The following is a 13,737-nucleotide window of genomic DNA, read 5'->3' as shown; positions in this document are numbered from 1 at the left end:
GAATAAAAAGTAAGCCTTTTAACCTTCACTTTCTTCGTGCCTTCGTGGTGAATCGCTTTTGAACTTGTTAGCGTTGAGGTTCATGTTTTAACTTCCCGCCAAAAGGATAAAAAAAAGAGAGGCACCACTATGTGATGCCTCTGTTTCTTTTTTTGTGCTTTTAGCTGAATTAATTAAGAGTTTCTTAACCAAATATCGGCGTTGATTTGCACTTTGTTTTTATTCTTTTTCTTGCCACTACCTTCTGGCTTAGCCATCGGTTTTTCTGGGGCAGAAAATGCATCACGGGTAAATTCACCCGCTTCAAAACCCGCGACTTCTTCACGCTCAAGTCTGATTTTGTTCTTCTTCTCAATCACGTTGAAGTGATGGTAATCTTCATGATCGATAAGCGATAATGCTAAACCAACTTCACCAGCACGGCCACTTCGACCAATACGGTGCATGTAGTCAGATGGGCTTCTTGGTAAATCAAAGTTGATAACAACAGGCAGTTTTTCGATGTCTAAACCACGGGCAGCAATATCAGTGGCAATTAATACATCAATCTCGCCTGATTTAAAGGCTTCAAGAACACGACTACGTGCAGCCTGACCTTTATCACCATGGAATACTTCAGCAGTAACACCACGCTTAGAGAGTTTATCTGCTAAGTGATTACAGCTGTTTTTTGCATTAACGAAAATAAGCACTTGGCGCCATTTATTTTCTTTGATCAAATGCGCTAACAAAGCTGTTTTTTGACCTTTGTTAACCGTAAATACACGCTGTACTAAGGTACTCGCATCGGCACTTTGTACTTGTATTTCAATCGGATCGTTAAGTAATTCTTCTGTTAACGATTTCACTTCTTCTGGGAAGGTCGCAGAAAACAGTAAGATTTGTTTTTTCTTTGGCAATAATGCACGTATTGCAGATAACTCTTCAGTAAAGCCAAGGCTTAACATGCGATCAGCTTCGTCTAATACTAAAGTTTTAACTAAGTCTAGCTTGATAGCATTACTCGAAATAAGATCCAGTAATCGACCCGGTGTTGCCACTAAAATATCTGCGCCACCACGTAATGCAAGCATTTGTGTATTAACCGATACACCACCAAAAACAGCGATTGTTTTGATGCTACCGTTAAAATGCACTGCGTAAGATTTAATGCTATCAGCAACTTGCTTAGCAAGCTCACGCGTCGGCACTAAAATCAGGCCAGTAACATAGTTACCTTTGCTGTTTTTACTGCTTAGTGGTTTTTCTGCGTGTATTTGTTGTAATAAAGGCAATGCAAACGTAGCTGTTTTACCTGAACCGGTATTAGCACCTGCAATTAAGTCACGCCCAGCTAAAATACTTGGGATAGCTTGAGCTTGAATAGGCGTTGGCTGTTGATATTCCAGCTCAGTTAAGCGAGCTAATAAAGGAGGAATAAGGCCAAGTTCTGTAAAGTTGGCAGGTATTGTAATAGCGGTCATTAATATAGTGGGCTCTAAAATAAGATAATAGCCGCGCATTTTAGCGTATTTATAGCCGCTTGAGTTAGTGAAATCGCTTAAATTAACAAATCAGTTCAAAACAGATATAACACCCTGATAATATTAATCATTACTCTCTCGCCTCAATTAAGACAAACAGCACATTCTACAAATCGCCTTTCATTTAATAAATAAGACCAAACAACCCAAGCCAACCACGAACGCGTGCTGTGTAAATAGAACATGAACGAAGATAAAGATAAAACCAAAGCTAACCACGAAGCCATTGCGTTACACAGAGAACACCAAGTAAAGCTTTAACCTTCTTTTTCTTCGTGCCTTCGTGGTGAATAGCCGTTGAACTTGTTACAGGCGCTAACTGTGCAAATAAAACATGAACAAAGATAAACCCCAAGCCGACCACGAAGCCGCTACGCTACACAGAGAACACGAAGTAAAACATGAACGAGATAAAAACAAAGCTAACCACGAAGCTACACAGAGAACACCAAGTAAGACCTTCAAGCTTCTTTTTCTTCGTGCCTTCGTGGTGAATCGCTTTTGAACTTGTTAGAGGTGCTGACAGTGCAAAAAAATGAACAAGATAAAACCAAAGCCAACCACGAAGTAAGACCCTCAACTTTCTTTTTCTTTGTGGTGAATAGCTTTAAATTTCAGATACAAAAAAGCCCCGTTAAAAAACGAGGCTTGAACTTACTGATAGCCGACAGCTAAAAACTGACAGCTATTACCATTCCTACCAACCAGTAATTTCAGGTAATGCTTTGCCCTCGTATTCATTAAAAGCCAGCAAGAGATTTAGTCGTTTTCACGCCAAAATTCAGACACAAAAAAGCCCCGCTAATTAACGAGGCTTGAATTTGAACTTACTGATAGCTGACAGCTAAAAACTGACCGCTATTGGCATACTACCAACCAGTAATTTCACGCCAAAATTCAGACACAAAAAAGCCCCGCTAATTAGCGAGGCTTGAATTTGAACTTACTGATAGCCGACAGCTAAAAACTGACAGCTATTGTTATACTACCAACCAGTAATTTCACGTAATGCTTTACCGATATCAGCAAGAGATTTAGTCGTTTTCACGCCTGCATCTTCTAGTGCTTTAAATTTATCTTCTGCAGTACCTTTACCGCCAGCGATGATTGCGCCAGCATGACCCATACGCTTACCAGCAGGTGCAGTAACACCGGCAATGTAAGAAACAACAGGTTTAGTTACGTTTGCTTTAATGTAAGCAGCCGCTTCTTCTTCCGCAGTACCACCAATTTCACCGATCATTACAATCGCTTCAGTTTGTGGATCTTCTTGGAACAATTTAAGAATATCAATGAAGCTTGAACCAGGAATTGGATCACCACCGATACCAACACAAGTAGACTGACCAAAACCTTCGTCAGTCGTTTGTTTAACAGCTTCGTACGTTAACGTACCTGAGCGAGAAACAATACCTACGCGACCTTTCTGGTGAATGTGACCAGGCATGATGCCGATTTTACATTCGCCAGGCGTGATAACACCCGGACAGTTAGGACCAACCATGACAACACCAGCTTGATCAAGTTTAACTTTAACAGCAACAAGATCTAATGTTGGAATACCTTCAGTGATAGTGATGATAAGTTTAATACCCGCATCAATCGCTTCAAGAATTGCATCTTTACAAAATGGTGCTGGTACGTAGATAACTGATGCTGTTGCGCCAGTTGTTTCTACTGCGTCACGTACTGTATTAAATACAGGAAGACCTAAATGTGTTTGACCACCTTTACCAGGCGAAACACCACCGACCATTTTTGTGCCGTATTCAATCGCTTGCTCAGAGTGGAAAGTACCTTGGCCGCCAGTGAAACCCTGACAAATTACTTTTGTATCTTTATTAATTAAAATGCTCATTATTTGCCACCTACCGCTTTCACAGACTGCTGAGCTGCATCTGTTAAAGATGTTGCTGCAATAATATTTAGACCCGATTCAGCAAGGATCTTACGACCTAGTTCTGCGTTGTTACCTTCTAAACGAACGATAACAGGAACAGAAACACCTACTTCTTCAACTGCGCCGATAACACCGTCAGCAATTAAATCACAACGTACGATACCGCCAAAGATGTTAACTAAAACAGCTTCAACTTTGTCGTCAGAAAGAATGATTTTGAATGCTTCTGTTACGCGCTCTTTTGTAGCACCGCCGCCAACGTCCAAGAAGTTAGCCGGATTACCGCCATGCAAATGCACGATATCCATTGTACCCATTGCAAGACCTGCGCCGTTAACCATACAGCCGATGTTACCATCAAGTGCTACGTAGTTAAGTTCCCACTGTGCTGCGTGCATTTCACGTTCGTCATCTTGCGTTGTGTCATTAATCGCGTGAAGCTCTTTTTGACGGTACATTGCATTTGAATCGATTGTGATTTTTCCGTCAAGACAGATTAAATCTTCTTGCGCTGTAACCACTAATGGGTTGATTTCTAAAAGCGCTAAATCTTTATCTTCAAACATAGTCGCAAGACCTAGGAAGATTTTTGTAAATTGACCAACCTGTTTACCAGATAGACCTAATTTGAATGCGAGTTCACGACCTTGGTACGCTTGTGCGCCAACCAATGGATCGATGATTGCTGTATGAATTAACTCAGGAGTCTCTTCTGCTACTTTCTCAATTTCAACGCCACCTTCAGTAGATGCCATGAAAGTAACACGCTGTGAAGCACGATCAATCACTGCGCCTAAGTAAAGCTCGTTAGCAATATCAGAACAACTCTCAACTAATAGTTTGTTTACCGGTTGGCCGTTTGCATCAGTTTGGTAAGTAACAAGATTTTTACCTAACCATTTGTGTGCAAAGTCACGTAAGCCATCTTTAGTTTTTACAAGTTCAACACCGCCCGCTTTACCACGTCCGCCTGCATGTACCTGACATTTAATAACCCATTTATCACCACCTAGAGTAGATGCTGCATTTACTGCTTCTTCTGCGCTATCACATGCGATCCCTTGTGGAACAGGAAGGCCATATTCTTTGAACAGTTGCTTTGCCTGATATTCATGCAAATTCATGATTCTTATCCATATGTTGAGTTGATCTAAAGGCCACCGAGGTAACCGATTTGGTGGAGTAATACTACTAAAGCGTGCAACGATTACTAATAAAAAATGATATAAATCAATAACCGCTCACGCTTTTATTTTAGATAATTAGATATCCAATAATAGGCGAGTAGGATCTTCGAGTAATTCTTTGATTGTCACTAGGAAACCAACTGATTCTTTACCATCAATCAAACGGTGATCGTATGAAAGTGCAAGGTACATCATTGGTAAAATTTTCACTTCACCGTCAATTGCCATTGGGCGCTCTTGGATTTTGTGCATCCCTAAGATAGCCGCTTGTGGTGGGTTAATAATTGGCGTTGATAATAACGAACCAAATACACCGCCGTTTGTCACGGTAAAGTTACCACCCATCATTTCATCAACCGTTAACTTGCCATCACGACCTTTGATTGCTAATGCACGGATGCCTTTTTCAATTTCAGCAACACTTAATGTATCTGTATCACGAAGCACCGGTGTTACTAGGCCACGTGGTGTCGATACGGCAATGCTGATATCGAAGAAGTTATGGTAAACAATATCAGTACCATCGATTGCTGCATTTACTTCTGGGTAACGTTTAAGTGCTTCAGTCACCGCTTTAATGTAGAAAGACATGAAACCTAAACGGATACCGTGTTTTTTCTCAAATACTTCTTGGTACTGTTTACGAAGGTCCATGATTGGTTTCATGTTTACTTCGTTAAAAGTAGTCAACATTGCTGTTGAGTTTTTAGCTTCTAATAAACGCTCAGCAACACGTTTACGTAAACGGGTCATTGGTACACGTTTGTCACTACGGGCAGCAACGGCCGCAACAATATCAACTTGCTTTGGTGTTTCTGCTTTGTTTTTAGATTCGCGGAATTTATCAACGTCTTCACGTGTGATCATGCCACCTTTACCAGAACCTTTAACATCTGAAGATTTAATACCCTCTTCTAACATTAAACGGCGTACCGATGGACTTGCATCAGCAACACCAGCGTCTTCTTCAACAACCACTTCTGTTGGTTTAGCAGCAGGCGCATCAGCAGGTTTAAGCTTACCGATAAGTTGCTTAGAAAGTACCGTAGCACCTTCATCCTGTGTAATTTCTTGTAAAATACCTGATGCAGTAGCAGGTACTTCTAGTACCACTTTATCAGTTTCAATTTCTACTAATACTTCATCACGCTCAACGAAATCGCCAGGTTGTTTTTGCCAAGTAGCAACCGTTGCATCTGCTACTGATTCTGGAAGTTCTGGTACTAAAATATCAATCATAATGTGTGTCCTACGGTAAAAGTCTTTTATAAAATTCGTTGAGTCATTCACATGAAAAAGTGATCAAAAACATAGGTCACTTTAACCGTGCAAATACTATTTTTATTCTTCGAAACCCAGTGCTTTGTTAATTAATGCTTTTTGCTGCTTAACATGTAAAGACATATAACCAACAGCAGTAGAAGCTGACGCTTCACGCCCTGCATAATGCAGTTTTGCATTATTCGGTAATACCGTTCTAAAGTGATGTTGACTACAGTACCAAGCACCTTGGTTTTGTGGTTCTTCTTGACACCAAATAACATCTTTTACATTGCTGTATTGTTCTAAAATATCACCTAACTCATTAGCAGGGAAAGGATATAATTGCTCAATACGGACAATGGCCACATTATTTAAAGATTCTGTGCGACGTTTTTCAAGTAACTCGTAATATACTTTACCGCTACACAAAATAACGCGATCAACGGCTTTATTATCAAGCTCATCAATTTCATCAATTGCATTTTGGAATGTGCCATTAGACAGCTCTTCTAAACTAGAAACAGCTAACGGATGACGCAATAACGATTTAGGCGACATCACGATCAATGGGCGACGCATATTACGTACAACCTGGCGGCGTAACATGTGGTAAACCTGTGCCGGTGTTGAAGGAACACAGACTTGCATATTATGTTCAGCACAAAGTTGTAAATAACGCTCTAATCGTGCCGATGAATGCTCAGGGCCTTGACCTTCATAACCGTGTGGCAACATAACTGTAAGACCACACATACGGCCCCACTTTTGCTCACCCGATGATAAGAACTGATCGAAAACTACTTGAGCGCCATTGGCGAAATCACCAAACTGTGCTTCCCAGATACAAAGACCTTTTGGTGCAGCGGTTGAATAACCATATTCAAAAGCCAACACAGCACATTCTGACAATACTGAATCGTAGACATCAAAATGTCCTTGGTCATCAGATAAGTTTTGTAAAGGAAGGTAAGTTTTACCCTCTTTTTGTTCATGTAAAACAGCATGACGATGGAAGAACGTACCACGGCCAGAATCTTGCCCTACTAAACGAATATTATATTTTGAATCAAGCAGTGTTGCGTAAGCTAGGTTTTCAGCAAAACCCCAATCACACATTTTTTCACCACGTGCCATTAACTGACGATCGTTATAAATTTTCTTAACACGTGAATGTTGAACATGCTCTTCTGGGTATTGGCTGATTGACTCACCCAATTCAGTTAAACGTGCATGTGGGAATTGTGCTTCATAAGAAATATCCCAATCGTGCTTAAGGTAGGGAGACCAATCAATGCTGTGGTGTTTAATCGCTTGCCACTCTTTAACAACACATTCGCCGTTATCCAGTGCATCACGGTAATCAGAAACGAGCTGTTTGCCGAAACCTTGATTAATAACACCTTCGCCTTCTAACTGTGTAACATACAGTTCACGTGGCGTTTGATGTTTTTTGATTTTTTGGTACATCAAGGGTTGTGTTGCGTTTGGCTCATCTGCTTCGTTATGGCCATGGCGACGGTAACAAACTAAATCAATCACCACATCACGCTTGAAGGTATTTCTAAAATCAAGGGCAATTTGTGTTGCTAGGATAACCGCTTCAGGATCATCACCATTAACATGGAAGATAGGTGCCTGAACCATTTTAGCGATATCAGTACAGTTACGCGTAGAGCGTGTATCTTCTGGATTAGATGTCGTAAAGCCAATTTGGTTGTTGATAACAATACGTATTGTACCGCCCACTTTAAATGCACGCGCTTGTGACATATTAAAAGTTTCTTGTACGACGCCTTGACCAGCAATGGCAGAATCACCGTGAACAGTGATCGGTAATACACTTTCTGCAATACCATTTAGACGTTCTTGACGTGCACGTACAGAGCCTAATACCACTGGATTAACAATCTCTAAGTGAGACGGGTTAAATGCCAATGATAGGTGTACGTTGCCTTTAGGTGTTTTAAAGTCACTACTAAAACCTTGGTGATATTTAACATCACTTGAGCCTTCGTGAGCGGCATGTTTACCCGCAAACTCATCAAATAAATCAGCCGGTTTTTTACCTAATACATTAACCAGTACGTTTAAGCGACCACGATGGGCCATGCCTAAAACAACTTCTTTTGCACCTTGTTCACCCGCGCGGCGAATAAGCTCTTTAAGCATTAATACAAATGAGTCACCACCTTCCAGTGAGAAACGTTTTGCACCAGGGAATTTAGAGCCGATGTAACGCTCTAGGCCTTCCGCTGCTGTTAACTCTTCTAAGAAACGATGTTTAGCTTCTTCACTAAATGAAGGTTTACTTTCACAAGATTCAATGCGGTTTTGTAACCAGCGTTTCTCTTCTGTGTTGGTAATGTGCATGTATTCTGCACCCAGCGAACCACAGTAAGTTTTTTTCAATGAAGCAACAAGATCGCGTAATACCATGGTTTCATTAGAAGCGGCATAAGAGCCAACATTGAAGCTTGCGTCTAAATCAGAGCCTTCAAGGTCATGGTAGAAAGGGTCAAGTTCTTTAATCGTTTCGTGTTTCATTAAACCGAGTGGATCTAAGGCAGCAACCTCGTGACCACGGTTACGAAAAGCACCGATTAACTGTAATACTTTGACTTGTTTTGCATCGTTATGCACCGCGCCAGTTGGCGGGGTAAAACATTTTGGCGCTTTAGCCGCATGTTTCATTTGCTCACGAATCACTGAATGGGCTTCTTCAGGCAGGTCATTAACTTTTGGTAGCTCATCAAACACGTTGCGCCAATTGGCATCAACAGAGATGGGATCTTCTAGGTAGGATTCATACAGATCTTCAATATAGGTAGAATTTGCCCCGGAAAGATGAGATGAGGCTAACCATTCTTTCATCACATTGTTTGGCATTAACATTCCTTAAAATTCGAATTTTATTTTTTATAACATAACAATGTAGCGATGTGCCATGGCGACACACGCTTCATTGTTAATCGTTTAAATTGCGCGCTGTAATAACATCGATTTGATCTTGCCGATTGCTTTTGTCGGGTTTAATCCTTTCGGACAAACACTGACACAGTTCATGATGCCATGGCAACGGAAAACACTAAATGCATCGTCTAAATTAGACAAGCGTTCTTCTGTTGCACTATCACGGCTATCGATTAAGAAACGATAAGCCGCTAATAAACCAGCAGGTCCGATAAACTTCTCAGGGTTCCACCAGAAAGAAGGACATGAAGTTGAACAACAAGCACATAAAATACACTCGTATAATCCATCTAAATGTTTACGCTCTTCAGGTGATTGTTTGAACTCACCTGCAGGTGGCTTGCTCGCATCAGTGATTAAATATGGCTTAATTTTTTCATACTGAGTATAAAATTGTGCCATATCGATAACTAAATCACGTATTACGGGTAAACCCGGTAATGGGCGAATAACAATCTTGCCTTTTGATAACACATCAGACAAAGGTGTAATACACGCAAGTCCATTTTTACCATTGATGTTGACACCATCACTACCACAAACACCTTCACGACATGAACGACGAAATGACAGTGTTGCATCTTTCTCTTTTAACAAGATAAGTGCATCAAGTACCATCATGTCCGAACCTTCAGGCACATCTAATGAAGCATCTTGCATGTAAGGTTTGTTATCAACATCAGGGTTGTAACGGTAAATTGAAAAATTAACATTCATAGCTAAAAAAACCTTCTAGTAAACACGCGCTTTAGGTGGGAAAGCTTCACGTAGTACTGGCGCCATATTAACGTCACGTTTACTCATGCTTTCTGTCAATGGATTATATAAACTGTGGTGTAACCAATTTACATCATCACGATCAGGGAAATCGAAGCGACTATGTGCGCCACGGCTCTCTGTACGGAAGTTAGCAGCTTTTGCAGTCGCAATTGCTGTTTCCATTAGGTTATCTAACTCTAAACATTCGATTCTGTCAGTATTAAACTCACTGCTCTTATCGCCTAGTTTTGCGTTATTTAAACGTTTACGGATACTTTCAAGTTCAGCAAGTCCTTCAGCCATTGCAGGACCGTCACGGAATACACCGAAATTGTTTTGCATACACTCTTTTAAATCTTTACGGATTTGGTTTGGACACTCAGTGCCGTTACCATTTTCCCAACGATTTAAGCGTGTCATAGCTGCTTCAATGTTCGCTTCTGTCGGCTCTTTTAATGTATTTTCTCGGGTTAATACTTCACCAAGATGTTTACCTGTTGCGCGACCAAATACCACTAAATCAAGTAATGAGTTACCGCCTAAGCGGTTTGCGCCATGTACAGATACACAAGCAATCTCACCAACAGCAAACAGACCTTTTACTTCAACGTCTTTGCCATCTTCGTCAACACGTAATACTTGACCGTTAACCGTAGCAGGTACGCCACCCATCATGTAATGACATGTTGGAATAATTGGAATCGGCTCTTTAACTGGATCAACGTGCGCAAATGTACGTGATAATTCACAAACACCCGGCAGTTTAGATTCTAAAACTTCTTCACCTAAGTGATCGAGTTTTAATTTAATATGTGTTCCCCAAGGACCTTCACAACCACGGCCTTCACGGATTTCAATCATAATTGAACGTGCAACAACATCACGACCGGCTAAATCTTTAGCATTCGGCGCGTAACGTTCCATGAAGCGTTCGCCATCTTTATTTAAAAGATAACCACCCTCACCACGACAACCTTCTGTAACTAACGTACCCGCACCCGCAATACCGGTAGGGTGGAACTGCCACATTTCCATGTCTTGCACTGGTACACCAGCACGTAATGCCATGCCAACACCGTCACCGGTATTAATGTGTGCATTAGTAGTAGAAGCGTAAATACGACCCGCGCCACCTGTTGCAAGTACCGTTGCCTGTGCTTTGAACATCACCACTTCGCCGCTTTCGATATCAATAGCCGTACAACCAACAACATCACCGTCGTCGTTTTTAACTAAATCAAGCGCATACCACTCAGAGAAGATAGTGGTGTTGTTTTTAATGTTTTGTTGGTAAAGCGTATGTAACAAAGCATGACCAGTCCTGTCGGCAGCAGCCGCAGTACGGGCTGCTTGTTCGCCACCAAATTCTTTAGACTGACCACCAAAAGGACGCTGGTAAACAGAGCCATCTTCGAAACGAGAAAATGGAAGACCCATATTTTCTAGTTCACGAACCGCATCAGGGCCGTCTTTACACATAAACTCAATCGCGTCTTGGTCGCCGATAAAATCAGAACCTTTAACGGTGTCATACATGTGCCATTCCCAGTTATCTGGATGTGAGTTACCCAATGCTACGGTAATACCACCTTGTGCAGATACTGTATGAGAACGCGTTGGAAATACTTTAGTAATCAACGCACAACTTTTGCCTTCTTGCGAAATAGATAGTGCTGCACGCATACCTGCGCCACCAGCACCAATTACAATCGCATCAAATTCACGAATAGGTAAACTCACCTTAAACACCCCACAAAATTACAAAACCAGAAAGAACATAGATAAATGCGACTGATGTTAGAAGAAACTGTAATGCACCACGTAATTTAGTGCATTTAACATAGTCCGTTAATACCTGCCACAGACCAATCCAGGCATGTACTAACATTGCAATCAGTGCAAATAATGAAAACACTTTAGTCATTGTTAATGAAAAGAAACCTGACCACGTTGCATAGGTAATGTCGCTTGAAGCAACAAAACCCACTAAGTACAACGTGTATGCAAGTAAAATGAGTGCACTTGCACGTAATAAAATATAATCATGAACGCCACTGCGTCCAAACGTACCGGCAACCTTTACCATACTAAAATCCCCGCTAATACAGATAATACCGCTGTGATTACAAATCCAACTTTAGCACTTAAAGATGCACTATCCATCTCTTCCCAAACCCCAAGATCTTGAATCATGTGACGCACACCAAACACGGCATGGTAAGCAAGACCCGTTAATGAGCCCCACATCACAAATTCAATCAAAAAATTATCAAAATAACCTACAACGCGAGAAAAATCCGCTTCGCTAGTTAATGAGTAATTTAATAAGGTAAGGAATATTGCTAAAGCAATAAAAACGATAATTCCTGATACACGATGCAGTATGGAAGCTGTTGCTGTGATAGGAAATTTGACCGTGGCTAGGTCTAAATTTTTAGGTCTCTCTCTGCGCACAATTTGTCTCTTTCTACTTGGCTAAAACGAAGGGTTTGGTAACGGGGACCATTGTTAGCATAATGTTAAAGTGTTGTGACAGTGTTATGCCTTTTTTTTGTGATGTAACAGTTAAAACTGAGCTCGATTTTGTGACCTATATTACAGATTTTTCTATTCTACCAAAACCGCCACTCAGTGCATTTTCAAGGGGTTTATCAATGCCTTACCAAGTTGCCTAGGGGTAACATTGTACATTAAGCAAACGTTCTATATCTTGCCAATTACCCATGTCTCATTGTTGATATGTTAAAATTGACAAGGTACTTTTTAGTCTGTAAAAATATGTGCATTGGAATTCAAGCAATATAAAAAAAAGCTAAAGGAGCATCAAATGTCAGATCAAAAAGCAATACTTCATTTACCAGGACAGGAGCCAGTCGAGCTACCCATCCTTAAAGGATCTGCTGGTAATGACGTTATTGATATTCGTACACTAGGACAAACAGGTTACTTTACTTATGACCCAGGTTTTCTAGCAACGGCATCTTGCGAATCAGCAATTACATTTATAGATGGCGATGAAGGTATTTTACAGCACAGAGGTTTCCCAATTGACCAATTGGCTGATAAATCAGATTACCTTGAAGTTTGTTATCTTCTTTTAAATGGTTCATTACCTGATAAAAAGCAGTATGATGATTTCCACCGTATCGTGCTAACACATACAATGTTACACGAACAATTAGTGCAATTTTATAAAGGCTTCCGTCGCGATTCGCATCCGATGGCTATCATGGTTGGTGTTGTAGGCGCCCTGTCTTCTTTCTACCATGACTCTTTAGACATCACAAACGAAAAGCATCGTGAAATCGCTGCCTTCCGTTTAATCTCAAAAATGCCAACAATTGCAGCAATGAGTTACAAATACTCTCACGGTCAACCGTTTGTTTACCCTGATAACTCACTGTCATATGCAGGTAACTTCCTGAAAATGATGTTTGCTGTGCCATGTGAAGAATATGTTGTGAATCCTGTACTTGAAAGTGCAATGGATAAAATCTTAATTCTACATGCCGATCACGAACAAAATGCGTCAACGTCTACAGTACGTTTAGCCGGTTCATCAGGTGCTAACCCATTTGCATGTATTGCTGCTGGTATTGCTTCTTTATGGGGGCCTGCTCACGGCGGTGCCAACGAAGCATGTTTAGATATGCTGATTGAAATTGGTCATGTTGATAACATTCCTGAATTCATCGCAAAAGCAAAAGATAAAGATGACCCGTTCCGCCTAATGGGCTTTGGTCATCGTGTTTACAAAAACCATGATCCACGTGCAACAGTAATGAACAAAACGTGTCATGAAGTATTAGACGAGCTTAAAGTTGACGATCCATTATTAGACGTTGCAATGGAACTTGAGCGTATTGCGCTTGAAGACCCATACTTCGTTGAAAGAAAACTTTACCCTAATGTTGATTTCTACTCAGGTATCGTTTTACGTGCAATGGGTATCCCCCGTTCAATGTTTACGGTTATCTTTGCGACTTCTCGTACAGTGGGTTGGATTTCACATTGGAAAGAGATGTTAGATCAACCAGGTCAAAAAATTGGTCGTCCACGTCAGTTATATACTGGTGAAACAGACTTACAATTTGATCACGTAGATGTACGTTGTAAATAAACGATTGTGATTAAC

Annotated in this window: 10 protein-coding genes; 1 reads left to right on the top strand and 9 read right to left on the bottom strand. The window is 40.8% G+C overall.

Annotated features, from left to right (window positions below; translation table 11 throughout):
* Positions 1-173: 173 nt before the first annotated feature.
* The 9 genes from CXF74_RS00350 to sdhC all read right to left on the bottom strand — a co-directional run bounded on the left by CXF74_RS00350 (position 174) and on the right by sdhC (position 12,056).
* The gene (locus CXF74_RS00350; protein ID WP_198552737.1) at positions 174-1,463 is read right to left on the bottom strand and encodes a DEAD/DEAH box helicase; all 1,290 of its coding nucleotides are present in this window, start codon (positions 1,461-1,463) and stop codon (positions 174-176) included.
* Positions 1,464-2,508: 1,045 nt separating this feature from the next.
* Positions 2,509-3,381 carry a succinate--CoA ligase subunit alpha gene (gene sucD / locus CXF74_RS00345; RefSeq protein ID WP_101080411.1) on the bottom strand — a complete coding sequence of 291 codons (873 nt, stop codon included), beginning with the start codon at positions 3,379-3,381 and terminating at the stop codon, positions 2,509-2,511.
* Positions 3,381-4,547, bottom strand: a complete 1,167-nt coding sequence (gene sucC / locus CXF74_RS00340) for an ADP-forming succinate--CoA ligase subunit beta (RefSeq protein ID WP_101080410.1) — start codon at positions 4,545-4,547, stop codon at positions 3,381-3,383. Before sucC ends, sucD begins: the two co-directional genes overlap by 1 nt.
* 138 nt (positions 4,548-4,685) lie before the next feature.
* Positions 4,686-5,849, bottom strand: a complete 1,164-nt coding sequence (gene odhB / locus CXF74_RS00335; RefSeq protein ID WP_198552736.1) for a 2-oxoglutarate dehydrogenase complex dihydrolipoyllysine-residue succinyltransferase — start codon at positions 5,847-5,849, stop codon at positions 4,686-4,688.
* A gap of 102 nt (positions 5,850-5,951) precedes the next feature.
* A complete protein-coding gene (locus CXF74_RS00330) occupies positions 5,952-8,759 on the bottom strand; it encodes a 2-oxoglutarate dehydrogenase E1 component (RefSeq protein WP_101080409.1) in 2,808 nt (935 codons plus the stop codon).
* An 87-nt stretch (positions 8,760-8,846) separates the two neighbouring features.
* A complete protein-coding gene (locus CXF74_RS00325; RefSeq protein WP_101080408.1) occupies positions 8,847-9,560 on the bottom strand; it encodes a succinate dehydrogenase iron-sulfur subunit in 714 nt (237 codons plus the stop codon).
* Between the two features lie 15 nt (positions 9,561-9,575).
* Positions 9,576-11,342, bottom strand: a complete 1,767-nt coding sequence (gene sdhA / locus CXF74_RS00320) for a succinate dehydrogenase flavoprotein subunit (RefSeq protein ID WP_101080407.1) — start codon at positions 11,340-11,342, stop codon at positions 9,576-9,578.
* Between the two features lies 1 nt (position 11,343).
* Entirely contained in the window at positions 11,344-11,688 is a 345-nt protein-coding gene (sdhD, locus tag CXF74_RS00315; protein WP_101080406.1) for a succinate dehydrogenase, hydrophobic membrane anchor protein, read from the bottom strand.
* Positions 11,682-12,056 carry a succinate dehydrogenase, cytochrome b556 subunit gene (gene sdhC / locus CXF74_RS00310; RefSeq protein ID WP_101080405.1) on the bottom strand — a complete coding sequence of 125 codons (375 nt, stop codon included), beginning with the start codon at positions 12,054-12,056 and terminating at the stop codon, positions 11,682-11,684. Before sdhC ends, sdhD begins: the two co-directional genes overlap by 7 nt.
* A gap of 373 nt (positions 12,057-12,429) precedes the next feature.
* On the opposite strand from sdhC, the gene gltA reads away from it, so the two are divergent.
* Positions 12,430-13,722, top strand: a complete 1,293-nt coding sequence (gene gltA, locus CXF74_RS00305; protein ID WP_101080404.1) for a citrate synthase — start codon at positions 12,430-12,432, stop codon at positions 13,720-13,722.
* Positions 13,723-13,737 lie beyond the last annotated feature (15 nt).

Source organism: Psychromonas sp. Urea-02u-13 (assembly GCF_002835995.1).
Taxonomy (GTDB): domain Bacteria; phylum Pseudomonadota; class Gammaproteobacteria; order Enterobacterales; family Psychromonadaceae; genus Psychromonas.
This window is presented reverse-complemented; position numbering and strand designations above follow the sequence as displayed.